This is a genomic window from Synechococcus sp. MIT S9508 (assembly GCF_047303045.1).
Lineage (GTDB): Bacteria > Cyanobacteriota > Cyanobacteriia > PCC-6307 > Cyanobiaceae > Synechococcus_C.
In genome coordinates this window covers 1,941,517-1,962,693 of sequence record NZ_CP138941.1, presented here as the reverse complement: position 1 = coordinate 1,962,693, position 21,177 = coordinate 1,941,517, and the positions used below count along the sequence as shown (strand labels likewise).

At 51.8% G+C, this 21,177-nt stretch carries 29 protein-coding genes; 12 read left to right on the top strand and 17 right to left on the bottom strand.

Features of this window, described 5'->3' with window-relative positions; all coding sequences use genetic code 11:
• Window positions 1–75: 75 nt before the first annotated feature.
• Window positions 76–1,152, top strand: coding sequence for a transporter substrate-binding domain-containing protein (locus tag SIB42_RS10840; protein ID WP_067095130.1), 1,077 nt, complete (start codon window positions 76–78; stop codon window positions 1,150–1,152).
• Window positions 1,153–1,194: 42 nt separating this feature from the next.
• Here the strand turns inward: SIB42_RS10840 and SIB42_RS10835 are convergent, their stop codons facing one another.
• Window positions 1,195–1,431, bottom strand: coding sequence for a ribbon-helix-helix domain-containing protein (locus SIB42_RS10835; protein ID WP_067094918.1), 237 nt, complete (start codon window positions 1,429–1,431; stop codon window positions 1,195–1,197).
• Window positions 1,432–1,518: 87 nt separating this feature from the next.
• On the opposite strand from SIB42_RS10835, the gene SIB42_RS10830 reads away from it, so the two are divergent.
• Window positions 1,519–2,172 carry a PCC domain-containing protein gene (locus SIB42_RS10830; protein WP_067094915.1) on the top strand — a complete coding sequence of 218 codons (654 nt, stop codon included), beginning with the start codon at window positions 1,519–1,521 and terminating at the stop codon, window positions 2,170–2,172.
• 77 nt (window positions 2,173–2,249) lie between these two features.
• On the opposite strand, the gene SIB42_RS10825 is transcribed toward SIB42_RS10830, so the two are convergent.
• A complete protein-coding gene (locus SIB42_RS10825) occupies window positions 2,250–2,459 on the bottom strand; it encodes a hypothetical protein (RefSeq protein ID WP_136975583.1) in 210 nt (69 codons plus the stop codon).
• Window positions 2,460–3,051: 592 nt separating this feature from the next.
• Here SIB42_RS10825 and SIB42_RS10820 point away from each other — a divergent pair.
• Complete coding sequence (locus SIB42_RS10820; protein WP_074160742.1) at window positions 3,052–3,264, top strand: DUF6737 family protein; 213 nt, start codon at window positions 3,052–3,054, stop codon at window positions 3,262–3,264.
• On the opposite strand, the gene SIB42_RS10815 is transcribed toward SIB42_RS10820, so the two are convergent.
• The 3 genes from SIB42_RS10815 to SIB42_RS10805 all read right to left on the bottom strand — a co-directional run bounded on the left by SIB42_RS10815 (window position 3,252) and on the right by SIB42_RS10805 (window position 5,121).
• Complete coding sequence (locus SIB42_RS10815; RefSeq protein ID WP_074160740.1) at window positions 3,252–3,449, bottom strand: hypothetical protein; 198 nt, start codon at window positions 3,447–3,449, stop codon at window positions 3,252–3,254. The two genes, SIB42_RS10820 and SIB42_RS10815, sit on opposite strands and share 13 nt — an antisense overlap.
• A 126-nt stretch (window positions 3,450–3,575) precedes the next feature.
• The gene (locus tag SIB42_RS10810; RefSeq protein WP_067095127.1) at window positions 3,576–4,253 is read right to left on the bottom strand and encodes a hypothetical protein; all 678 of its coding nucleotides are present in this window, start codon (window positions 4,251–4,253) and stop codon (window positions 3,576–3,578) included.
• 58 nt (window positions 4,254–4,311) lie between these two features.
• A complete protein-coding gene (locus SIB42_RS10805; protein ID WP_067094905.1) occupies window positions 4,312–5,121 on the bottom strand; it encodes an ABC transporter ATP-binding protein in 810 nt (269 codons plus the stop codon).
• A gap of 38 nt (window positions 5,122–5,159) precedes the next feature.
• Between SIB42_RS10805 and SIB42_RS10800 the strand changes: the two genes are divergently transcribed.
• Window positions 5,160–5,351 carry a hypothetical protein gene (locus SIB42_RS10800; protein ID WP_067094902.1) on the top strand — a complete coding sequence of 64 codons (192 nt, stop codon included), beginning with the start codon at window positions 5,160–5,162 and terminating at the stop codon, window positions 5,349–5,351.
• Between the two features lie 34 nt (window positions 5,352–5,385).
• Here SIB42_RS10800 and SIB42_RS10795 read toward each other — a convergent pair whose 3' ends face one another.
• Window positions 5,386–5,805: an NUDIX hydrolase gene (locus SIB42_RS10795; RefSeq protein ID WP_067094899.1), complete on the bottom strand. Its 420-nt coding sequence runs from the start codon at window positions 5,803–5,805 to the stop codon at window positions 5,386–5,388.
• 244 nt (window positions 5,806–6,049) lie between these two features.
• On the opposite strand from SIB42_RS10795, the gene SIB42_RS10790 reads away from it, so the two are divergent.
• Window positions 6,050–6,493, top strand: a complete 444-nt coding sequence (locus SIB42_RS10790; protein ID WP_067094896.1) for a hypothetical protein — start codon at window positions 6,050–6,052, stop codon at window positions 6,491–6,493.
• 705 nt (window positions 6,494–7,198) lie between these two features.
• Here the strand turns inward: SIB42_RS10790 and SIB42_RS10785 are convergent.
• Entirely contained in the window at window positions 7,199–7,498 is a 300-nt protein-coding gene (locus SIB42_RS10785; RefSeq protein WP_067094893.1) for a DUF3104 domain-containing protein, read from the bottom strand.
• Window positions 7,499–7,852: 354 nt separating this feature from the next.
• Here SIB42_RS10785 and SIB42_RS10780 point away from each other — a divergent pair, with 354 nt between their 5' ends.
• Both SIB42_RS10780 and SIB42_RS10775 read left to right on the top strand, forming a co-directional pair.
• Entirely contained in the window at window positions 7,853–8,083 is a 231-nt protein-coding gene (locus SIB42_RS10780; RefSeq protein WP_156485185.1) for a hypothetical protein, read from the top strand.
• A gap of 162 nt (window positions 8,084–8,245) precedes the next feature.
• Window positions 8,246–8,623, top strand: coding sequence for a hypothetical protein (locus tag SIB42_RS10775; RefSeq protein ID WP_156485184.1), 378 nt, complete (start codon window positions 8,246–8,248; stop codon window positions 8,621–8,623).
• Window positions 8,624–9,003: 380 nt separating this feature from the next.
• On the opposite strand, the gene SIB42_RS10770 is transcribed toward SIB42_RS10775, so the two are convergent.
• Window positions 9,004–9,522 (bottom strand): PAP/fibrillin family protein, encoded by a 519-nt coding sequence (locus tag SIB42_RS10770; RefSeq protein WP_067094887.1) that lies wholly within the window; start codon window positions 9,520–9,522, stop codon window positions 9,004–9,006.
• 522 nt (window positions 9,523–10,044) lie between these two features.
• Between SIB42_RS10770 and SIB42_RS10765 the strand changes: the two genes are divergently transcribed.
• Window positions 10,045–10,554 carry a hypothetical protein gene (locus SIB42_RS10765; RefSeq protein WP_067094884.1) on the top strand — a complete coding sequence of 170 codons (510 nt, stop codon included), beginning with the start codon at window positions 10,045–10,047 and terminating at the stop codon, window positions 10,552–10,554.
• 55 nt (window positions 10,555–10,609) lie between these two features.
• Here the strand turns inward: SIB42_RS10765 and SIB42_RS10760 are convergent, their stop codons facing one another.
• Complete coding sequence (locus SIB42_RS10760; protein ID WP_067094881.1) at window positions 10,610–11,080, bottom strand: DUF427 domain-containing protein; 471 nt, start codon at window positions 11,078–11,080, stop codon at window positions 10,610–10,612.
• Between the two features lie 53 nt (window positions 11,081–11,133).
• Between SIB42_RS10760 and SIB42_RS10755 the strand changes: the two genes are divergently transcribed.
• Window positions 11,134–11,835, top strand: a complete 702-nt coding sequence (locus SIB42_RS10755; protein ID WP_067094878.1) for an esterase/lipase family protein — start codon at window positions 11,134–11,136, stop codon at window positions 11,833–11,835.
• 2 nt (window positions 11,836–11,837) lie between these two features.
• On the opposite strand, the gene SIB42_RS10750 is transcribed toward SIB42_RS10755, so the two are convergent.
• Window positions 11,838–12,443 (bottom strand): DUF1543 domain-containing protein, encoded by a 606-nt coding sequence (locus SIB42_RS10750; RefSeq protein WP_067094875.1) that lies wholly within the window; start codon window positions 12,441–12,443, stop codon window positions 11,838–11,840.
• 56 nt (window positions 12,444–12,499) lie between these two features.
• Here SIB42_RS10750 and SIB42_RS10745 point away from each other — a divergent pair, with 56 nt between their 5' ends.
• A complete protein-coding gene (locus SIB42_RS10745; RefSeq protein ID WP_067095124.1) occupies window positions 12,500–13,633 on the top strand; it encodes a DUF819 family protein in 1,134 nt (377 codons plus the stop codon).
• Window positions 13,634–13,688: 55 nt separating this feature from the next.
• Window positions 13,689–13,922 carry a hypothetical protein gene (locus tag SIB42_RS10740; RefSeq protein ID WP_067094872.1) on the top strand — a complete coding sequence of 78 codons (234 nt, stop codon included), beginning with the start codon at window positions 13,689–13,691 and terminating at the stop codon, window positions 13,920–13,922.
• A gap of 47 nt (window positions 13,923–13,969) precedes the next feature.
• Here SIB42_RS10740 and SIB42_RS10735 read toward each other — a convergent pair whose 3' ends face one another.
• The gene (locus SIB42_RS10735; protein WP_067095122.1) at window positions 13,970–14,251 is read right to left on the bottom strand and encodes a hypothetical protein; all 282 of its coding nucleotides are present in this window, start codon (window positions 14,249–14,251) and stop codon (window positions 13,970–13,972) included.
• 290 nt (window positions 14,252–14,541) lie between these two features.
• Here SIB42_RS10735 and SIB42_RS10730 point away from each other — a divergent pair, with 290 nt between their 5' ends.
• Window positions 14,542–14,862 (top strand): hypothetical protein, encoded by a 321-nt coding sequence (locus SIB42_RS10730; protein WP_067094867.1) that lies wholly within the window; start codon window positions 14,542–14,544, stop codon window positions 14,860–14,862.
• A 25-nt stretch (window positions 14,863–14,887) separates the two neighbouring features.
• Here SIB42_RS10730 and SIB42_RS10725 read toward each other — a convergent pair whose 3' ends face one another.
• The 6 genes from SIB42_RS10725 to SIB42_RS10700 form a co-directional block, all read right to left on the bottom strand.
• Window positions 14,888–15,067 (bottom strand): hypothetical protein, encoded by a 180-nt coding sequence (locus SIB42_RS10725; RefSeq protein ID WP_067094862.1) that lies wholly within the window; start codon window positions 15,065–15,067, stop codon window positions 14,888–14,890.
• 504 nt (window positions 15,068–15,571) lie between these two features.
• The gene (locus SIB42_RS10720) at window positions 15,572–15,838 is read right to left on the bottom strand and encodes a hypothetical protein (protein WP_067094859.1); all 267 of its coding nucleotides are present in this window, start codon (window positions 15,836–15,838) and stop codon (window positions 15,572–15,574) included.
• A 191-nt stretch (window positions 15,839–16,029) separates the two neighbouring features.
• Window positions 16,030–16,302, bottom strand: a complete 273-nt coding sequence (locus SIB42_RS10715) for a DUF3764 family protein (RefSeq protein WP_067095119.1) — start codon at window positions 16,300–16,302, stop codon at window positions 16,030–16,032.
• Window positions 16,303–16,571: 269 nt separating this feature from the next.
• Window positions 16,572–19,010 (bottom strand): ligase-associated DNA damage response DEXH box helicase, encoded by a 2,439-nt coding sequence (locus tag SIB42_RS10710; RefSeq protein WP_067095115.1) that lies wholly within the window; start codon window positions 19,008–19,010, stop codon window positions 16,572–16,574.
• 56 nt (window positions 19,011–19,066) lie between these two features.
• A complete protein-coding gene (locus SIB42_RS10705; protein ID WP_067094856.1) occupies window positions 19,067–20,776 on the bottom strand; it encodes an ATP-dependent DNA ligase in 1,710 nt (569 codons plus the stop codon).
• 24 nt (window positions 20,777–20,800) lie between these two features.
• Entirely contained in the window at window positions 20,801–21,151 is a 351-nt protein-coding gene (locus tag SIB42_RS10700; RefSeq protein WP_231856405.1) for a DNA ligase, read from the bottom strand.
• Between the last annotated feature and the right edge of the window lie 26 nt (window positions 21,152–21,177).

The window sequence follows — 21,177 nt, the reverse complement described above, 5'->3', positions numbered from 1 at the left end:
GTTGCTTGCGCTTCTGGGATCACTCATCGCCATGGGGGTGATCGTGAAGCGTCTTGAGAACAACGGGTGAAAGGTGTGATCAGAGTTCCCAGGGTTTCTTTGTTGCTCGCTGGTTTCATTTGTGTTGCTGTACCAGGTGCGGCACTGGCAGACCCATTACGCGTTGGAGTTAGTGGTGCGCCGCCATTCGTCATGCCGAAGGGTGAACCTGTTCACGGGATCAGCATGCAGATTTGGGAAAAAGTGGCGAACCGCCTCGACAAACCCTATGAACTCATCTACCAGCTGAATACGGAGGCCAATCTGCAGGCCGTGGAAAACGGCGATCTGGATCTTGCTATTGGTCCGATCAGCATCACCCCCGACCGATTAGCTAACCCCAGGATTGATTTCACCCAGCCTTACTTCCATGGCAGGGAGGGGTTGATGATTCCCATCAAGACGCCTGGTTTATGGGCAAGGTTCAAACCCTTTTTTGGCTGGGCGGCCTTGTCATCACTAGGTGGCTTGATGATCCTTCTGTTTTTGGTCGGCAATCTCATGTGGCTGGCTGAGCGTCGTCGCAACGCCGAGCACTTCCCCCGTCAGTACCTGCATGGTGTCGGTAACGGGATGTGGTTCGCTCTTGTAACCCTTACAACGGTTGGCTATGGGGATCGATCTCCCACAACCAGAGCAGGCCGCACCATTGCAGGGGTTTGGATGCTGATGTCGCTTCTGGCTCTGTCCTCGATTACGGCAGGTTTGGCCTCGGCATTCACCGTGTCGTTGTCGAGGTTGGAACCCTCTGCCATTCAGGAACGCACCGATCTGCGCGGTAAGACTGTTTCAGTGGTAGCCGGGACGACCAGTGGAACTTGGGCCAAAATTTACGGAGCCCGGGCCCGTGAATCCGTGAGCCTTGACCAGGCCATTGATCTGTTGTCGAAGGGTGAGGTTGCGGCTGTTTTGTTTGATGAGGCCCCTCTTCGTTATTACTTGCAGCAGAAACCTGAAGCGCCATTCAAAATGGCTCCCTTCGCGCTTGCGAATCAGACCTACGGGTTTGTGATTCCAATGAACAGCGCCTTGCGCACTCCGATTGATGTCGAGCTTTTGGAGATGCAGCGAAGCGGCGAGGTTAAGTCGATCACTGATCGGCTGCTTAATTAATCCGCTGTTTCATTGATGGTGAATGCATGCACATCCCTGGCTTCAGCTGAGCGTTTCGTGGCGGCGTAGTCCGTCTTCGATCAGAAAGTTGGCCAGGCTGCTGCAGCTACGACCCTCGGCTAATGCTTGCTGCTTCAGGCGACTCATCACCCCGCCTGCCAAGGTCACATTGAGTCTTTCCGACTCTGCAGCATCAGCAACCTGGGCTGCTGTGAGATCAGTTGGCTCGTTTTGCAGTTGCTCCTGCAACTCTTCCAGCAAACTTTCCAAAAATGACACGTTTTCGTGTTTATTACGTAACTAAATCGTACCTTTTAGGTGCCCGACGGCGTGGCGTAACCTGGCGCGGTTTCTTGATCTGTCTGGATGGAGACCCTGCCTCTTGAGCTTGAGCCCGGTCAGGACCTTCATCTGGCTCTATCTGAGCTGGCGTTGCAGCAGCAGCTCAGTGGCTTTGTTCTCGGGGTCGTCGGCAATCTGTCTCAGGCCACTTTTCGCTGTCCTGGTAAACAGCAGCCAACGCGGATGAGTGGGGAGCTCGAGGTCATCACGCTGAATGGAACCTTCTCGCCCTCCGGCGTTCATCTTCATCTCAGCCTTTCAGATGGCGCCTGTCAGGTCTGGGGAGGGCATCTTGAGCCAGGCACCGTTGTGCTCAAGGGCGCCCAGCTTCTTCTCGGCTTAAGCGGTTTGCCCACTGCAAAGACTATTCAGCAGCCGGTTGAGGAATCTGTTTCCTTCAGTGAGCGCGTCGAGCTAGCAGTGCTCCCAGGATGTCCATGGAGTCTGCGGGCCAGGCAACTGTTGGAAAGGCTGTCCATTCCCCATCGCCTGGAAACGATCGAGTCTGACGACCGCTTCGAGGCATTCCGTCAACGCAGCGGGATGAACACCTTCCCGCAGGTCTTCATTGATGGGGATGTTGTTGGGGGTTATGACGACCTCGCTCAGCTCGCTTTGCAACCCTCGTTCAGGGCCTTGGCACAACAGTTGAAGCGTGAGCCTTCCAAAGCCAATTAATCGGCGTCTGCCTGAGGCTTGAAGCTGGGCTGACGCAGAGGATTGGCAATCATTCATCCTCGGTTGTCAAGCCAGGTTCAGTGTGAATCGGGAAGCTCAGGTAGTTCGATGCATAACTGTTCCACCTCGTGTCGCAGTGCATTAATACGATCCATGGGTGTCAATTTGCTGCGGCCAGGGGGCCAGAGCTGATCACTATCGAGATCGGAGGCCAAAGCCTCTTCCTCCATGGCTTCGATCAGTTCAGCGAGCTGGGCACGCGCCTCCAGCCATTTGGTGATGCTCAAGATGTTGAGGGGGCTGAGGCATTGGTCAGATTTGAAACTTAGCCAGCCTGATGGCACAGGTCAGGCTTGAAACAAAGTGATGGAACAGTTCGGTTTCGGCTGGTGTGCATTTTTGCTTTGTGTTGGCCTTTCCTTCTCGAATTCAATGATCCAGATCCTCTCTGGTGAAATGCATTTGGGCTGTCGAAACTATTTGTTGTTCAGGGTTTCTTTGCTCCCGTCTTCCATGCTTCTTTGGCGATTCGAGGAGTCAAGTAACGATCAAAGCGATTGAAGTCGCCGGAACGCAGGAGAAGGTGCCAAGTAATATCATGATTCAGTATTTGTTAACCGCTGTTTTTATGGGGAAGTTAATGTGATTTACTTCAAAGAGTGTTGTCTTCACTGATATCCATTGCTGCGTTCATGAAGCTTGATTGAATGCATTTCTCGATCAGGCGTACGCTTATGCCTGCTGCGTCTTGGCTGCGAAATCTAATTTGTCCTCTGAAGGATCTGGACTTTTATGCAGGATGATCCAATCAGCACAGAACTCACTGCTATGAATCATGGGTGTACAGCTCCGTGTTTAGGAAGTCTTTGAGAATCTGTGGTGTCTGATCGTCCTCAACCAGATCTCTGGGCCGAAAAACCCTGGTGGTGTCAGCCCTGGACGATCCTTCTCACTGGAGTCCTTACGATCTCAGGCAGTTGGTTGGTCTTGAATCGCCTCTGGGTCACCATCCCGACGGCAGTGATCGTTGTGGCTTGGTGGACGTTGTTTCTCGTGATCGCTCCTGCCGCCTACAGGAATCAACCGCGCTGAGCGCTTCTGAAACGCTGTTTCTCTTCCATCAGTTCGGATTCGAGCTGTTCAATCAGCTTGGTGACCAGAGCCTGAAATTCTGGCTGGCAGCCTCGAAAAGCCGCCTTATGCCGGATCGGTTCGTTGCGCATACGCAGATCGGTCAGCATCAACTGAAGGGCGTCGATTCTGGCGTTGCTGTTCAAGGCTTCAGCCTGCAGGCGAGGCGAGGTTATGACACCGCCTCCCCCGTCAACTAGAAGCGCAAAGTGGTTTTTACAAGAGCACCGAGTACTTTCAGTCGCTGTTGTTCAGGGGTGTCAGCTCACAACTCAGGAGGTGACACAGTCCAGAAGCCAGATGCAGAGCAGACCAATGAAAAAAGCCACATTGACCAGACCTGAATCATCTTCTCCGCGTGCGTGGGCTTCCTTCATCACCTCTTCCACCACCAGGTAGATCAAAGCCGCTGTACCGAACGCGAGTGTGCCGGTCAGTGCAGGTCCCTGCAACCCATCGGTGATCGACAGGCTGGTTCTGAGGCCGATCAAGTAGGTCACAGCCATCAGTGCACCTGACACCGCGCTTCGCCAGCGACTGGCACCGCGGCCAAGCAGAGTTCCAAGTCCGAGGGTCGCCAATCCCATTTCCAGGCCAACGGCCACGGGAATTACCCAATGCTGTTCTGCGGCTTCGCTGCTGATGCCCACCACCAGCCCGTCGATCAGGCTGTCCACGAGAAAGGGCAACATCAGCAGCAGCATCGGTCGAGCCCGCTCGTGTTCGGGGCTGTCGTGGGGCTCTTCCAGGACCGCATTAATCACCAGCAACAGCGAGAAGCCCAGGCAGAAACCAATCGCCAGTGCAACTGGATGACCGCTGTTGCTGGCGGCCGGCATCAGGTCGGCTGCTGCAATGCCCAAGACCAGACCGCCCACTAAATGGGCAACCACCGCTCGAAAGCGTCTGCCAGGTCTGATGCGGCTGCCAAGCAGGCCGCCAAAGGCCATGCTGATAGCCGGCAGGATCAGAAGCAAATCAGCCTCGTTCGGGCATCTTCAAGCATGCTCATCCTGGCAAGACTTGGCGGTAACCACCGGCCTGAACAACGGCCAGTGGTGTGTCGAACAGTGCTGAAAGCCTGGGTCCGGTGAGTGCGTCCTCAGCTGAACCATCAAGGCTCACGAGGCAGTTCTGCAGTCCGACGACTCTTTGAATCTCGGGGATGATGGAATCAACCTGGTGGGTCACCAGCACCAGAGTTGTTCCTTGCTGGCATAGATCCCGCAGGGTTCTCAACAAGGTGTGTCTTGCGCGCAGATCCAAAGCATTTGTTGGTTCATCGAGCACAAGAACTTCTGGTGCATGCACCAGAGCTCTGGCAATCAGCAGCCTTCGTCGTTGACCTTCGGACAGCTGTCCGTAGTTCTCGTCAGCGAGGCCATCAAGATCCATCCTTTGCAGTAACGCTTCAGTTCGCGACCACTGGTCTGCAGTGGGGGTTCTGTCTCTTCCGAGACCGATGGCACCGAAAAAAGCTGCCAATAACAGCTCCCGGCCTGTGATCGATGCCGGGATGCGCTGTTCCACTTCGCTGCTCACAATCCCAAGACGTTGGCGCAGTGCCCAGAGATTGACTGTCTCCGAACCGAACAAGCGCAGATGCGATCCCGGTTTGACGACTGGGTAAAGCGAGCGGCTGATTAATTTCACGAGTGTGGTTTTGCCAGCACCGTTGGGACCGAGTACAGCCGTTGATTCTCCTCTCATGAGGCGCAGAGTCAGGTCTTTGACAACCTGATGACCATTGATCCAGGCCTCAACGGCCTGACAGTCCAGCCAGGCTGGATCGGTGTCTCTTGCATGAACAAGCTCCATCGGTTGATTCTGGCCCTAACAAGAAGTTGTGTTGATGTTTGTTCGACGTTGTGCCCGTTGCGGTTCCACCAGCTTTCGTGCTGATCGCTCGCTTGGTGGCCGCCTGGTGTGTTCCCACTGCGGAGTTCCAGCGGATCAGCAAGCACGACGATCCAGTGGTGGGGGACGTTCACTTCGATCGTCTCGAAGCGGTTCAGGTGGTTTCAGGTTTTGGATTCTCTTGGCTCTGATCGCGCTCGTTCTCGTGCTGTTGTTTCAGTCCGCCTAAGTGATTTCATCCAGTTTTTCGACCAGCATCGACAGCGCTGATGCCAGCGGACGTTGTTGGTTCAATTTGCTGCTCCAGAGCCGACCGCAGCGGATCTGTTCAGGACTGGCCAAGGTCATGTCCTGGCCATCACGCAGCTGCAGCTGCTGGAGAGGCACGCTGAGCTCGCCTGTGAAGACGTGCACGATGCGCTGCTCATCCTGATGCCGGAACCAGATCTTCAGCTGATCTGGGCACCAACTGATCTCCTCGTTGAGTTCTCGTCGCACAGCGATGAGAGCAGTTTCGCCGGGTTCAAGATGGCCACCGAACAGCCCCCAACACCCTGGCGCAACGATCCTGGGGTTCTCATCGCGCAATTGCAGCAGCCATCTGCCCTCCTGCTGCAGCATTGCAATCGCGAATTCAACGCTCATGGCCTTGTTCCGTGGATAACTGAGGTCTTCCTTTTCCGGGTAGAGCGTTCCGTCAAGGTGGAGGACATGATCAGCCGACCAACAGCTTTATCAAAGAGTCCGGGATCAGCCAACCCACTGACTTCTGTGTTGAGTGCCAGGTCAGATTTGTCCTGGGGTCACAGGGGATTTCAGCCACAGCTTGATGACAAGCGTTTGGTGCATGCCAATGACAAGCGGCTGAGGTTCAGCCACTATTCAAAGCATGGAATTCGAACAATTCGCCGCAAAGATCAGGAGCCTCGACGCGGACTCCAAAGAGCGCATCGCACTAGCCGAGAGGTGTCCGGACCACGAAGCTCGAATTCAGGTCGGCTTGGGTCAGGCCAAGAACATCCCACTAAAGGGAAATCTGCTGGAGGCTGATTTTGCCAGTGATGGGAAGCAGTTCACTCAGGACGAGTTGAATTACCTGAGTGATGAACAAGCATCGATGTTGGCCGGGATGGTGTTTATGAAGCTGTTCCCCAAGGCTGCGCGTGTTTCTGAGGACGATATTCTTGAAGTCGAAGACGAAGATGAATCATGGTCGGGCACCATCTACACAGGTGAGGGAAATGGTTGGGTGTTCGCATGGGTGATTGAAAAGAATGATCACGAGCAATACGTCATTTCATTCAGTGACTATGAGGATGAAGACGAGGCATAGGCATAGTGCAGTTTGCAACAGCAATTTTCAATGGTTGTCCCATAGCACATGCCAATCTTTGAACGGTTACGATTCTATTAATTGACCGATGATGACATCACTAATGGCTGGTCAGTCTTGGTCGTGAGTGATCAATTCTTGCTTCGATGTTTCTGTCATGGATCGATCTCTCAACTCAGTGGCTTTACACCACTGGGCCATGGTGATCGCTTCAGGCGCGGCCACGGGATAGTCCAGGTGTTCCGGGATAAACAGAACGAGCAAGGAGAGTCAAGGGTTTGCTCACCTCAGACTTCTTGGTCTGGACTTCGTTTTTGGGCGTTGCCTGTATTGGAGAGGAGCGGTTGTTTTGAGGTTTTGATGGGTGCCTCGCCATCCCCCGTGCCAAGGCACACCCACAAGAAAAGCCGCCCTCCGTGAGAGGAAGACGGCTTCTCTGAATGTTGCTCAAACCCATTACTCAGTCGGCCGAGTAGGGCGGGTCGAAGCGTCTGGCTGTTTGGCTTGTCGGGCCAGTCAGGCAGCTTCTAATGGGTGCTCAGTTGGACCGTCGTTACTCATTGAACGCCTCCGAATCCCGTTGATGCGATCACTATCCATCAGCGAGGGGGGTTCTGGCATCCGTCGAATCGCTCATTGCTTGATGGCGCGTTGGGGCCCAATGTGGAAATGACTTTTTGTTTGTGGCCAGTAGGCGTCGTCGAATTACTGTTTATCGCCAATTCCATCGAGTGCGTGAACAACGTGGGCCACCGTCTCCGCCTTGACCCAGTGCAACGCTCCGTCGTCAACATTGGCCACCTGCAGCAGAGCGTTGACTCTGGGTGCACGGACTTCTGGTTCACACCAGAGGATTTGTCCCATCCACCAGTCATCATTAACCGGCTTATCAATCTGCTGTTGAGCTCTGATGATCACGAAGTTTCCCGGCCTGACAGCTAGGACGCCAGGTACATCAATGATTGCTCTCGCTGAGAGAGTCGTCGCGGCACGGTCGCTGCCCATAGCCTTGTCTGTAGTATATGCGTTCTATCCGCCTAGGTGTTGGCTGGCAAGAGAGCTCACTAGAAAGCAACAGATTTGATTGGTATGCACCGCCTATCTTTCGAAGCAATGGGGAGCCTAAGTGGCAGCCAAGCGATCCACGACGCAACCCAACTGTCGCTGTTGGGTCTGGTTTAGGGGAGGTTAAGGGCTTCAATCCGAGTGGATCAGTGGTTTTTATGGAGCACCATCGATCCTTGGAGGCATCCGCATCGAGAGAGGTGAATATGTTGCTTGCCGAGTTGCTGATTGGCGGGTGGTGTTTGAAGAGCCTGCAGATATCAACGTTGGCCCTGTGATTCCTGAAGATGCTGAATGGAAGCTTGTGCCAACGGATCCAAGATGATGGCAGTCAAGAAGAAAGAAGCACGACATCATGGTGAACAACGTCAACATTATCCTAAAATCCCTACTTATTTAGTGGCTGTTTGTTCAGCATTTCTTGTTGCTTTATTCCACCTGGAATACGCCGGACACTTTTTGGTTGGTTATTGGCATGGGGCTTTAGAGATTCTAGATTGTTTTTCCATACAAGCGAGTTTTTAAACTCAGGGTAAAAGTCTATTTAGAGGACTGAGATGTTGGAACCTTGGTGATCTATGATCCCGCTTGCTTGCATTAAATTTTGCTCTCTATAGTGTATGCTAGCGATCTGGACACAGTGCCCTCCTGTGCCTGTTGCTATGCCTGAAAATCGAGCTGTAGGCCATGAACCTTGAACGTCATCAAATCATTCTTGGGAAAGTTAAATGCCTTACAGTTGTTTTAATAGTTTCAACATCTATGGCTTCAACCGCAACGGCTCAAATCGTTCCTCCATTGGCAGAGGGTTTGATCGAAGAAACCGGTGATGGGATCAGTAGTTTTTCTTTGGGTTATGGCTCGGGAATCGCAAATTATATGTGCTTTGAAGCATTGAAGGGCAATCTTGCTAAAGTTGAAGGTGATGAGATTTTGGATAAATACAAATTATGGTTTGAAAATCAGAGCTCTTATCAATTTGATCTTTTCGCCAAGGGCTATCAATTGGAAATGGAGAGCTTCAATAAGACATTCCCAGATTACAACTGTAATTTTTCGTTTTAACTGCGGATGAGTAGCTTTGGATTCAGTTGCTAAAGGCTGGTTCAGATTGGGTTTGATCTCTTCATGCTTTTGGCAGCTGCAACACAAGATAGTCCAACCGCCATGGTGGAGACTTTTTTTGATTGAATAAGGATTGACTAGCAGACCAACGGATTTTCTTACAAGAGAAATAAGAAGAGCACGATCCAGGCTGTCCCAATCAGGAATAATTTGTCTGAGCCCTTGTCAATATCGAACAGCTCGTAGGGTTCTGGAATCATTACTTGATTGATGGCAGAGGTGAATCTAGTTGATTTCGGCTATTCAAGTGATCTCTTCAGACCTCGGCAGAGAACTTCTCCATCTGTTCTGCAAAACTCATGCTGCTCACCTGAAAGCTCCTAAAAAAAGTCAGAGACTGCCATGTCATGCCTCTTGAGAAGGGCGAATGTCGTTCCAGCATTGCCGCGGCAGATACGCAGCTCGTTCGTCAGTGCGGTGATGTCAAGCCATGCTGGGAAAGACTGATTCACGGTTTTGAACAATTCGAGCCGTCGTCCACCCGGCATGGCCGGGCCTCTCCAGCCGCCTCTGCGAAATCGGACTCCAACACGATTTGCACCATCAGTGCTTAGCTCAGCCTCAACCGTCACAGCTGCTAACTCCCCTAGCGGGCCGGCAAGGCGTAGGAGATTCATTCCCCGTGAATTCACTGGGTCAAGAATCTGAATGTTTTCTAACCAGTTCGCTTGCTTCAGCCAGAGCTGAGTTGCACTGCTCCAGCGAAGTTCCCAGACACCCTTGAGAAGTGCCAAATCCCTGCTGAGATCAACGTCTGAATTGGCTTCGGCCGCTGCGACGAGATCGGGGATGCTGTCATCGTCCGCCCGTTCTTTTAATCGTCGAATTAGTTTATTCATGGTTTATGTTTAATTGAATTTTCGATGTGATTTGTAGTCAATCATCATTGATGATAATTAATCCCAAGTTAGGGTGCAGCGAAATTTGTTGCCGCCTTCGAAACGAACACCAACTGTCTCGCAGCTTGTGTCTGTGACCGTCGCCGCTTGCGCCACATTTGCTTTCGGATCGCCAATTTTTGCTGATCCGAGGAAGCCTGTTGCTGTGACGGGTCCAGCATGGCTAGGAGGAGCAGTGCCTAGTGACTAGAATAATAATGCTGGTCATGATGTTCACCAAAGACTTTATTCTTGAAATTATCTTTTGCGCAAACAGCAACTCTCTTGCTCTGTTCTGAAATCTTCTTTGTCTGTCTTGAGGCAAGCCAGTGAATGATAAGGTGATTTGTATTTTTCATTCTAATTTGTGGGAGATGGACCGTCAATTGCCTTAAAGGGTAGACAAAAGGTACCAACAGGGGGCTCAATTGAGCAATTAAATTTCGAGCTTATTCGTAAAATAATATAGGTAGTCTTTTTGATGTGGGTATTCCTTCGATCGTTAACTGGCTTGAAGATGCCATTGATGATGGCGACGTGTATTCAGCACTTTATGTGGCAGAAATCAATCATGATCCGAGCTTGATCACGATTGGTCATTGCGCTTTGGATCAAGTTGATCACTTGCAATCAAGCTCATTTCTTGGCAGGCTAAGATATCTCACTTCTGCAGACCCTGAAATATCTGCTGCGCGCTCATCTCTGTCGCTCAAAGATTGTTGGTTGGGTGAGCAGTTTCTCCTCTTCCAGCTTTCGGACTATCGTGAAAGTCTTCACAAAATTGAAAGTTTTGAGTCAGAGTACTATATTGAGACTCTCAAGTTACCCGAAACTGGTGCTTCGAGGTTCATTGAGTGGATTGCCGAAACATCGCAGAAAATCTTCTGTCATCCTCAGTCTGGGTACAAGCTGTGCCTCGACACCCTGGTGACAACATCTAGGCAGCGTCAACTTTACGAAAAGGTTAAGATGCAATGGATGATTGATGCATAATTTACTTATCTATTAGATATCTAGACCTCGATCAATGGTTGATTAATGATCTTGATTAAATCAGTTCTGGATGGCGTGGATCTCCCTTGAAGGGGCCTTCAACTGCCGAGCTAATCCAGCCTCCGTAGAAACCTCCTGGCTGAGCAGTCACTTGTTCACCATTGAGCCAACAGCCATCCATCAATCCTGGATAGAGGGCGAACCAACCTGCAATGGCTTGAAACGACTCCGTGGGAAAAGAGTATCGCCAGACAGCACGGTGAATACGCTGTTCTCCTACTAAGACATCGAAATAATCAGCGACTCCTTTCCACTCACAAAAGCTACGTCCAGCAGCGGGAATTAACAGCTTTTGATTGGTGCTGGCAGCTGGAAGGTAGAACGTCGGTGGATGAAAGGTCTCCAGCACTCGCATGCATCCAACGCCATCAAACAGAACGTCTCCACCGACCCGCACCAAAACGTGATCAGGGCTGACCTCCAGCCTTGGTGGTCGGGGATAGTCGGCAACTTTTTCCGCTGTCATTGAATGGTTCTGCTCTGCGGAGATGATGGCGTTGTTTCGGTGTGATCGGAGCTATGGCATCTGTTGATCCACATCAGCCGGTGGTGATTCTCGGAGGTTTTCTGATCACCGAAGAGGCTTATCAACCGATTGCTGATTGGCTGATCAAGCAGGGTGTGACCGACGCGAAGGTTGTCCCAGTAAGCCGCTATGACTGGCTTCTCACGAGCTGGGGCTTCGGTTGGCGACGAGTGTTAGATCGGGTTGATCAGCATGTGCAGCTTCTTCAGTCGATGTCACCCACAGGACGTGTGACGTTGATTGGTCATAGCTCCGGGGGGGTGATGCTCAGGCTTTATCTCAGTGAACAGCCATTCCAAGGTCGTACCTATGGCGGTGCATCTCGATGTGATCGTCTGATTAGCCTGGGTAGTCCGCATCAAGCGATTCGCGCCACTCCTCTCAGGGCCATGGTTGATCGGAGATGTCCTGGATGCCACGAGCCTGACGTTGATTATGTGGCGATCGCTGGTGAGCTCAACCTGAACAGCACTACTGCTTCTGTCTTCAGTCGGCGCAGTGCCAAAGGCAGCTATCGAGCTATTTCCGGATCTGTTGATGTCAGCGGTGATGGCCTGGTGCCAGTCGACTCTGCCTTGCTTTGTGGTGCTCGTCATCTGGTTCAATCCGACACTGCCCATGGGGGACTGTTTGGTACCACCACGTATTTCTCTCCTGCAAGGCTCGAGGCTTGGTGGCGGTTTGCTGCGGTGTGAAATTAGTGCAGCTTTTCGGGATGTGGTCTGGGCTGTCGACCATCAATCCGCCAATAGCCCAACCAGTCCGGCTTGAGTTCTTCCTCATGTCTGCCTGGTTCCGCCCTCAGATTGATTTGCCAGTCTTCGACATTGAAGATGGGTAAGCAGTCATCAACCGTGCCAAAGTGATCGAGGCTGTGCAGGTCATCTTTATGGACTTGTAAGGCACTGCCAAGCCACCGCCGACGAGCACATGCTTTGGCTGCTTGCTTGCTGGGAGCCACAACAAGGCCGAATTGATGCAACTCCTGTAAAGAATCTCGGTCGTAACCACCGAGATTGATGAACCACAGTTGATCCTTCATTGCTGTTGACGACGCCTCAAGTTTCTCTTTGCAGTCCTCTCTCTGTTTGATCAGCTCAATGGCGTATCCATCCACATATTGAATGGCCTTGTAGCTATCGATGTGAAGGCCGCTCTGCAGACCAAACCATTGTTGCCTAAGTGTCGGGATCGTGTCTTCAATGCTTGTTCCCACCACCCAGCGCACGTCATGCAATTCGATATGACTGGTCGCGGTACGTCCGCCCAAAACGACGAGAAACAAGTTTTGGGTGGTGCTCATCGCTTCATTCTGATGCGTTGAGTCATGCTTTTGAAAACAGCAACCGGCTGATCGTCATGATTGCGTCTCTTCCGCTGATGTCACTGGTTCTGGTTCTAGGACTGACAGGTCTCGGCTGGTGGCTCGCTCAGGTGAACAGCTTGGCTCGCAAGTTCGGGTCGACCATGGTGATCCTGATGCTCGGTCTGCTGCTGGCCAATGTGACCAGCTGGACTCCAGAACCAACCGCTGTCTCGTGGGTGAACGGACCGTTAACCTCTTTCGCCATTGCAGAACTGCTGCTGGCGGTTGAGCTGCGCAGTGTGCTGCCTGATGCACGTCGCTTGTTGCTGCCTTTCATCGCAGCTGTAGCTGGAACTCTGGTGGCTGTTTTGTCGGTTGGGTTATTGCTATCAGGATGGCTTGGACAGTCTTGGATTTCACTGGCAGGTCTTTTGAGTGCCACGTTCACCGGAGGCAGTCTGAACTTCGTTTCCGTTGCCAGAAGTCTTGAAATACCTCCTTCTCTCCTGTTGATTGCCACGGCGGCAGATCACGTTGCATTCACGGCATGGTTTGTCGTCAGCTTGCTGATCGGCCGTGGTGGTTGGCAGTACAGAGCGAATGAAACTCCAGTGCTGAAGAGTTCTGCTTCAAACCCAACCAACGCTTTTGTGATGCCTTCATTCCGAGAGGTGTTGTTCGGTCTTCTCTGGGGGGGTGGGGTTTTGTTGATCTCCGACCGTATGGGCGGTTTCTTGCGTTTGTTGGGGATTGATGCCCCATCAATCCTGGTGCTCACAACGGTGGCGTTGATTGCTGCCCAGTTACCCCGATCGGATTCTCGGAGTGCTTGCTACGGGCTTGGTCTGGTCTTGATCCAACCCTTTTTCGCTGTGATCGGTCTCAGCTCGAGTCTTAAAGATCTCTTTGGTGACGGCCTGCCAGTGCTGCTCTATGCCGGAATGGTGGTTCTTGTTCAGGCCATTGTTGTGCTTCAGGCACGACGCTGGTTCCGCTGGCCTTTGGCTGAATGTCTGGTTGCCTCTCAGGCTGCAGTGGGTGGGCCAAGCACTGCTCTGGCTCTCGCAGGAAGCCTTGAGAGACCCAATCTAGTTTTGCCGTCAGTGGCAATCGGGCTCCTGGGATATTTGCTTGGTACTTATGTCGGCCTGGCGGTGTCAGCCTTGCTTAATGGGCTGATTGTCTAAGACAGGACAGATTTTCACCTCATGGCCTTAGAGTCCATCGACTCATCGAGCATTGATGGCCTGGGAATACACACAGCTTCGCTTTGTTCCCCGTGGCAAGAGCTGGACTGGAGAAATTGAGGAGCTCTGGCTGGATGACAAGCCGTTGATCTCCAGAAACCACCCCCAGCAGGTAAGCCTGGTTGAGCTGATGAATGAACTCGGTGCTCAAGGCTGGGAACTGGTCACCTATGCCCAACCCTTCACCGGCTATCACGGTGGCTGCTATACCTTCAAGCGACAACGCTGAAGCTCGTTCAGGTGTTCGCAAGTCGCTGCACGACGTACAATCTGGACCTAATTGATGTCAAATCTCTCCATGGCCAATTGATGCAAGACGGATAGCTCCGCTAAGGCATCTAATTTTTGCTGCGCTTGACTGAGCATGGCTCTGCCATGTGGGGCACAGGCATCGATCAAGGCAACTCCTTCTGAGGCTTCTGCCTTGATGCGTTCCATACAAAGCTCGATTTGTAAGTTGAGTGGTTTGTTTTGATCACTCTGCAGATAGGCGGGTCCAGAAAGAACTGATATGAGCTTCAAAATGGCTCGATGGGTTTCTTTTGCGCTAACGGTCATGGCCTTCAACGGCTTGTGCGTCATTCTGGCTCAAGGTCCAGTACTGATTTCACAAGAACCACATTGAATAGGGTTCTGTGCGATGAAGTGCTTATAACTCATGAGGTTTATTTGTTGAATCAGGTGAGTCTCTTGGTTGACTTCTAACCAGATCAGCCATGAACTCGCGGTTTGGCACGTTGAGATGATTATTTTGCAGCAGGCAATGACAGCTTATTCAGACATGACTAGTCAACCTCCCCTTGGGTGATTTACCAGTCTAAGATACAGCTATCAGATCAATTCCTGCAATGCAGATTCGAGACTTCAATAAACAAGTTGCTTTGTTTGTTACAGAGAAAGTAGGCACGATGACCTGTGCCTACTTATTTGCTTTGATGGCACTCATCTCATTGCCTGAAGCATTGTCGTCAGAAGATCCATTGGAAATTATTTCTTGGATCGCTGAGACTTTCTTGCAGCTAGTACTGCTTTCGATTATTATCGTGGGTCAGAACATTCAAAGCGAAATTGCTGAGCAGCAGGCTCAGACTGACCGAGAGACGTTAGTTGCAATCAAAAAGCTAGCTGAGGAAATCCATGTTGTAGCCACTCAATCACAGCCAAGCTAATCATGTTTTAATTGATCTCTGCGATTCATCTCAGCATCGCAATGATATTGCCTGCTGGATCGAGCACGCGGACAGATCGATTGATCTGCTTGCTAAGAGATTTTGCCCAGTTGAGTGCCTCCTCCATCTCAATCGCTGATCCATGAAGATGCCATTCCTGAAATGGATTTAACTCTTCGACTCGGTAGGATTGCGGTTCTTTCATTCCCAATCCAAGGCTTTCTTGGTCGGTCTATGATCAATTACTATTGTCTCAGCTCCTTAGGCCATTTGAAAGATGTGTTTATCGTTTAAATTAATTCTTAGTTGAAGAAACCACTGGCTGACAAAAGGTGAGCTTCTAGTGACCAGCCAAATAGGAATGATAAAACGACGGAAAAAGCTAGGTAAAAATATTGGTTGCTTAGAGGGAAATAGGGTGCCTTGCGTCTGTTCACATTGCTTCTACTGCAGTCTTCAATCTAAGGCCAATCGACTTGGCTTTAGATGATAAGTTTGTCAAAACTGTTGCCTACGCGAGACTCATTTGAGACTCAATGATCCAATGCTGCGAGCCTCAGGGTATCTCGGTACTTATTGTATTTTATTGGTGATCGGTAATTTGAGAGTGAGCCTGTTATTATACATATAAATCAGTTATAACCTCTTTTCATCCATTTGAATATACCAGAATTTGCCACTCTGTTGTGATGACTTGATCACTATGTTCTCATAACGGGTGATCAAATGGGTGTGGGTGATCAGGAAGGCTGACTTTGTAAAGAGTATCTTCGACTGGTTTCCACTGAACGATATGAAGAGGGTTGATTTTATGTTTGTCTATGCAATCCCAGACGTCGTTTCCAGGCAGTGTCGCCTCTGACCAGTGATCCCCTTGGCTGATCATCTGTTCCCTCACATAGTCTTTCCACTTCCCCCAGTTAACTTCAGGATAGCTTGCGATGAACTCATCAAGAATCACAATGTGAAAATCCATAGTTGACTCCTTGAATTCATCAGTGATTCGCTTTAATTATTGTACTTGTTGGCCGATCTGCTGTGAGATGACGGTGGTTTCTGCGACATGGCCGTTGAGTTTCATCTCTGCAGCAGAGTTTCGAGGATCGAAAGATCCCCGCTTTATCAGTGGATCGGGTCTGCCTATACTGCTTAGCTCCTCTGGTTAGTTCATTGCTCTGAATAGGATGTGATTATAGTGCTTTCGATGATATGTCCAGCTCCCCGGATCATCTCTTTGTTATCTTCAAAGATCTTTTGTGCCACCCCAATGGGTGCTTGTTGAATCGCGCAGACCTTCGATGCATCGTCCTTGGAAACTCCTCTAAACAGTGATTTGATTCCTACTGATGCATGCATTTGGGTGACGTCATCGCTGTCATAAATTTTGGCCCACTCTGAGAATGGAACGCTCAGGTTGAATGTCCAGACCGTGGTTTCCATGATTTTGAGTTCCAACTTTTTTTATTCTTGCACTTAATCCTTGATTTGTACAGCAATCTATCTGACAGTCTCTTTGCCCTGGCCGATACGTTTTTCTCCAGTTCTTTCGGTAATATTTACTGAGGTACAGACTTGTTGAAAGTGAAGAATGGTCTATTTAGATGCATTAACCCTCCACTCTTTTTAGTGCAGGTTAAGATTAAGGTGGTTGTGACAGAAATAACTAATTCAAATTTCATGATTTGGTCGACTCCTGTTCGATAGATGGGTTAGAAACCTTCCTGGTTTAGCGCTTCCCTTTGCATCCTCTGAATCCGCTCTAAGACGGATTCATTGCTCATGCGATTGTTGAGTCGTTCAACCAACAGTGGAAAAGCGAGTGGTGTTGGTCGAGGCGTAGGGCAGTGCAGTGTTTCTCCACGTTGCATTCTTTTCAGTGCACTGCGTAAGCGTGGCAGTTCAAGTTGCTCCTGCAGCACTTCTTGTTGCGCTTGTTTCAGGAGAAGATTGCCTGGTTCATGTTTGTTGAACACCTCCCATAGCAATGAACCGCTGATCTGCAGCTGTCCTGCACTTTTATTCTTGCCTGGGAATCCTTGTACAAGCAGTCCTGCAACCTGGGCGATGCCACGAAATCGTCGTCGACAGAGTTCGGAGAGATTGAGAGCCTGTTCAAGATCAGTTTCCAGATTGCTGTCATCCAGAAGATCCTCCAGATGTTCCTCCAGCAGGTCGTCCATGGGGTATCCCTTTGGTGCCAGCAGTTCAAATCCGTAGTCGTTGACTGAAACCGTGATCGTGCCGCGCTTCTTCTTTGTGAGTCGTGTTGCCCAGAGGAAGCCCAGACCTTCATGCACAAAGCGACCCTCAAACGGATACGCATACAAATGCATTCCTTCTCTGGTTCGGCAGGTTTCAATCAGCAGCTGATCACTTGATGGCAAGGTCGACAGATCCATCTGGCGTTCAAACAGTGGTTCCAGTGCCTTGAGCTCATTGTTATCCAGTTCTCCCCGTCCGGCGCGCGCCACTTCTTCCCGCAGATGATGGGTCAACAGATCGGACAGTGACATCTGTCCTCCCGCCCAGGCTGGAACCGCAGTGCTTTTTTTGGTTGTGGTTTTCACGTAGGCCGTCATGTCGCGCAGCCTCACGAATTCCAGCTGACGTCCTGCAAAAAAGAACACATCCTTCGGTTTCAGCTGGCTGATGAAGGTTTCCTCCACGTGTCCCAGCACTGATCCCCGCACAAAGCGCACTCGGATCGCTGGAGCTGAGGTAATCGTGCCGATGTTCAGGCGATGCAGTCTGGCGATTGCGTTGTCACGCACCACAAATCGTCCGTCATCTGTGCTGTCCAGTTTTCTGTAGCGGGGATATGCACCGAGGCAATCACCTCCATGCTCAAGAAAGCGCAGACACCAATCCCACCCCTCTTGTTCGAGAGTTCTGTAGGTGCTGGTGCTGCGAATGGCCTCGAGAGTTTCGACAGGTCTGAATCCTGGCCCGCAAGCCAGTGTCGTGAGATGTTGTAGCAGCACGTCGAGAGGTTGGTTAGGGGGGCGCCGTTCTTCCACCATTCCGTTCTCCAAGCCTCGGCGAACGGCACTCAGTTCCAGTAATTCCAGGGCATTGGTGGGCATGAAAAGCACCTTGGAGGTTCCTCCTGGTAAATGTGCTGAGCGTCCTGCGCGTTGCAGCAGCCGGGCCAGATTTTTTGGCGAGCCGATCTGAACAACTCGCTCCACCGGTTGAAAGTCCACTCCAAGATCGAGCGAACTTGTGCAGACCACCCAGAGCATCGACCCCGCTTTCACAGCAGCTTCAATGGATTCCCTTTCACTGCGATCAAGAGCGCTGTGATGCAGTGCTAGTAAGCCCTCCATTTCTGGGCAGGCGTAGCGCAGGCACTGAAACCAGCGTTCAGCCTGATTGCGCGTGTTGGTGAACAGCAGTGTGCTGGTGCAGGGTTTGAGCTTCCCGATGAGATCTTCGTATCGTCTTAGCCCCAGGTGACCACCCCAGGGGAATCCATCAATACTGTCGGGAAGGATGCTCGTGACATCGAGTCCTCGCTTGGGAGCTCCAGTGATCAAACATGGCTCACACGCCTCGCCGAGGGCATATCGAGCTGATTCCTCAAGATTTCCGATCGTGGCGCTGATCGCCCATGTTTGGAGTTGTGGGCGTTGTTGCCTTAACCAGCTGAGAGCGAGCTCTGCCTGGATACCGCGTTTGCTTCCGATCAGCTCATGCCATTCATCAAGAACGACGGTGTCAAGCGTCTTGAACAGTGCTTCGCAATGGCGACTCGCCAGCAGAACGCACAATGATTCCGGTGTGGTGATCAGAATTTCGGGTGGGTTTTTGATCTGGCGACTCCTTTCAGCACTTGGGGTATCTCCATTGCGGATCCCAACCCGCAGGGGCCAGCCCATCGCATCAATCGGTTGTTGTAGCGCCACGGCTAAGTCACGCCCTAACGCCCTGAGTGGCGTGATGTAGAGCAGGCGGATCCCTGCTTGCTCATTAGCTGACGCAAGCATCTGCGCGATCGGCCCCATCACCGCGGCGTAAGTTTTTCCTGACCCGGTTGGGACCTGGATCAGACCACTCAAACCCTGCAGGTGTGATTCCCATGTCCGCTTCTGAAAGGGAAGCGGCGACCATCTCTGATGTTGAAACCAGTTGAGAATCGGCGAGAGAATCCGTTGCGGATCAGCGTCGCACTCATGGCGAGCGCGCTGGTTGTGAGACGTCTGTTTCACGATGACGACGTTCGCTTCACCACTTGGTCGCAGAGCCTTCGAGCATCTTCGATGGTGTTGGCACTGTCTGCCGTGCGGTCACTGCGCCATCGCAGAATTCTGGGAAAACGAACGGCGAGGCCGCACTTGTGCCGTCTGGATGTCTGGATGCCTTCAAAGCCAATCTCAAAGACCAATTCAGGCTCCACCGAGCGGGTTGGGCCGAACCGTTCCCGGGTGTGACTGCGGATCCATCGATCCAGCTCGAGGATTTCGGCGTCGTTCAAACCGGAATAGGCCTTAGCGAATGTCACCAACTGAGGGTTGCTTGTTGACTCCGTCTGTGTCTCCCAGATCGCGAAGGTGTAGTCGGTGAACAGGTTGGCGCGACGTCCGCGGCCTGCCTGTGCATAGATCAGCACCGCATCCAGAGTCATGGGATCGCGCTTGTGTTTCCACCAATGCCCACGCTTACGACCGCTCAGATAAGGAGACTGCAGATGCTTGAGCATCACCCCTTCGGCACCCTCCTCCACAGCCTCTTGGCGGAGTCGATCCAGCTGATCCCAATGCTCAAGTTGTTGTCCGCTGCTGAGTCGGCAACGCCACCCTGCCGTAATGGCATCCATGCGCTGTTGAACAGCGCTGAGTTGTTCAAGCCGTTGCTGAAGCGGGGCTGAGCGCAGATCTTGTCCATTGCGTTCCAGTAGGTCATAGGCCACGAAACTCACAGGACATTCGAGCCGCAGTTTGCGGCCGACACTTTTTCGGCCAAGTCGTCGCTGCAGGTCGCTAAAGGGTCTTGGTTGTTGCTCCGATTCCGCCCAACAGATCACCTCGCCATCAAGCACCGTATCGGCCGGTATCGCTAATGCCATCTCGATCAGTTCTGGGAATTGTTCGTTGATCAGTTCTTCACCACGACTCCACAGGTATGTTCCGCTCTCGCGTTGAATCAGCTGTCCGCGGATGCCATCCCATTTATGTTCAACCCACCACTCGGAGGGTGCGGTGTCCTCGATGGTCTCCGGTTTGAGTGGGCTGGCCAGAAAAAATGGGTAGGGAACGGGCCCTCTGTTGCCGCGCTCTTCACTGGTGGCAGCCGTCAGTGCACGAAACCAATGTTCAGAGGCATCGGCTGGCGCCATCAGACGCTCGAGAACCAAAGCCTCCTCCAAGTTGAATCCTGTCGCGATCGCTTTCACTACAAGTCCGCGGGCAACACCAATGCGAAAGCCACCCGTTAGGAGTTTGTTGAACAGGAACAGGCGGTCGTGAGGCAAGGCTTCCCAGATCGCGAGCACCGCGCTGCTTTGCTCCTCAGCCTCCATCGCCGCCACGGCCGGCAACAGTTGTTCCATCCACCAGTGCATCGGCGGTGAATGATTGAGTTGATTAATCCAGATCGTCACATTGGGGTTGTGGATGTGGCCGCCAATGTCGTGTTTTAGTTGTGGCCAGAGCAGTGAGAGGGTTTCTGCTGAATCTCCGACGTGGCTCCGACAGTCGTCGAAGAGCCAGTCAGGCATCGCACTCGCCTGCTGAAGAATGTTGCGCAACCGGCGACCGGTGATCAACCGTTTGCGCCGTTCTCCCATCAGTAGTAATACCGTCCACGCGGCGTCGTGGGCATCGGCTTGCTGCAGATGCCCTGCGATCAAATCAATCTTGCGTTTCGTTCCTGTGCTCTCGTCCAGATCCTCGATCAGAGCCGCGAATGCATCCATGCCAAAGCTGTTCTAGGCGACTGCTCAGTAATTCCAGCGATTGTCCTCGTTTGGACCTGTCACCTGAACATTGCATCCGTTGATTCCAGCTGTCGCACTGTTGAATGCCTTGACGTAACTGGTTGTGTCTCCAGAGTCGGCCACTTCACGCAAAGCTCCCTGAAGCCGGGCCAGATCGCTCCCAACCTGATCACGGGTCAGTGCGCCGTTAGCCAGACCCTCGCAGATGGCCTTTGCCGCTGTTGCACCATCAGCAGGGAACACCACGGTGTTGATCTGCTCAATGGTGATCGTGGTTTGCTGGGCGAGTGCCGGTCCAGCGGTCGCAGCGATCAAAACCATGAGGCCGGTCAAGGTAGAGCTGCGGGTCGCCATGGTTCCAGAGAAGGTTCTTGAGGTTA

Coding starts and splice junctions, on each gene's coding strand:
- SIB42_RS10830 (WP_067094915.1), top strand. CDS start 1,519: ATGGAGACCCTGCCTCTTGAGCTTGAGCCCGGTCAGGACCTTCATCTG.
- SIB42_RS10810 (WP_067095127.1), bottom strand. CDS start 4,253: ATGGCCTTTGGCGGCCTGCTTGGCAGCCGCATCAGACCTGGCAGACGC.
- SIB42_RS10805 (WP_067094905.1), bottom strand. CDS start 5,121: ATGGAGCTTGTTCATGCAAGAGACACCGATCCAGCCTGGCTGGACTGT.
- SIB42_RS10795 (WP_067094899.1), bottom strand. CDS start 5,805: ATGAGCGTTGAATTCGCGATTGCAATGCTGCAGCAGGAGGGCAGATGG.
- SIB42_RS10790 (WP_067094896.1), top strand. CDS start 6,050: ATGGAATTCGAACAATTCGCCGCAAAGATCAGGAGCCTCGACGCGGAC.
- SIB42_RS10785 (WP_067094893.1), bottom strand. CDS start 7,498: ATGGGCAGCGACCGTGCCGCGACGACTCTCTCAGCGAGAGCAATCATT.
- SIB42_RS10780 (WP_156485185.1), top strand. CDS start 7,853: ATGGAAGCTTGTGCCAACGGATCCAAGATGATGGCAGTCAAGAAGAAA.
- SIB42_RS10775 (WP_156485184.1), top strand. CDS start 8,246: ATGAACCTTGAACGTCATCAAATCATTCTTGGGAAAGTTAAATGCCTT.
- SIB42_RS10770 (WP_067094887.1), bottom strand. CDS start 9,522: ATGAATAAACTAATTCGACGATTAAAAGAACGGGCGGACGATGACAGC.
- SIB42_RS10760 (WP_067094881.1), bottom strand. CDS start 11,080: ATGACAGCGGAAAAAGTTGCCGACTATCCCCGACCACCAAGGCTGGAG.
- SIB42_RS10755 (WP_067094878.1), top strand. CDS start 11,134: ATGGCATCTGTTGATCCACATCAGCCGGTGGTGATTCTCGGAGGTTTT.
- SIB42_RS10750 (WP_067094875.1), bottom strand. CDS start 12,443: ATGAGCACCACCCAAAACTTGTTTCTCGTCGTTTTGGGCGGACGTACC.
- SIB42_RS10745 (WP_067095124.1), top strand. CDS start 12,500: ATGATTGCGTCTCTTCCGCTGATGTCACTGGTTCTGGTTCTAGGACTG.
- SIB42_RS10740 (WP_067094872.1), top strand. CDS start 13,689: ATGGCCTGGGAATACACACAGCTTCGCTTTGTTCCCCGTGGCAAGAGC.
- SIB42_RS10735 (WP_067095122.1), bottom strand. CDS start 14,251: ATGACCGTTAGCGCAAAAGAAACCCATCGAGCCATTTTGAAGCTCATA.
- SIB42_RS10730 (WP_067094867.1), top strand. CDS start 14,542: ATGCAGATTCGAGACTTCAATAAACAAGTTGCTTTGTTTGTTACAGAG.
- SIB42_RS10725 (WP_067094862.1), bottom strand. CDS start 15,067: ATGAAAGAACCGCAATCCTACCGAGTCGAAGAGTTAAATCCATTTCAG.
- SIB42_RS10720 (WP_067094859.1), bottom strand. CDS start 15,838: ATGGATTTTCACATTGTGATTCTTGATGAGTTCATCGCAAGCTATCCT.
- SIB42_RS10715 (WP_067095119.1), bottom strand. CDS start 16,302: ATGGAAACCACGGTCTGGACATTCAACCTGAGCGTTCCATTCTCAGAG.
- SIB42_RS10705 (WP_067094856.1), bottom strand. CDS start 20,776: ATGGATGCATTCGCGGCTCTGATCGAGGATCTGGACGAGAGCACAGGA.
- SIB42_RS10700 (WP_231856405.1), bottom strand. CDS start 21,151: ATGGCGACCCGCAGCTCTACCTTGACCGGCCTCATGGTTTTGATCGCT.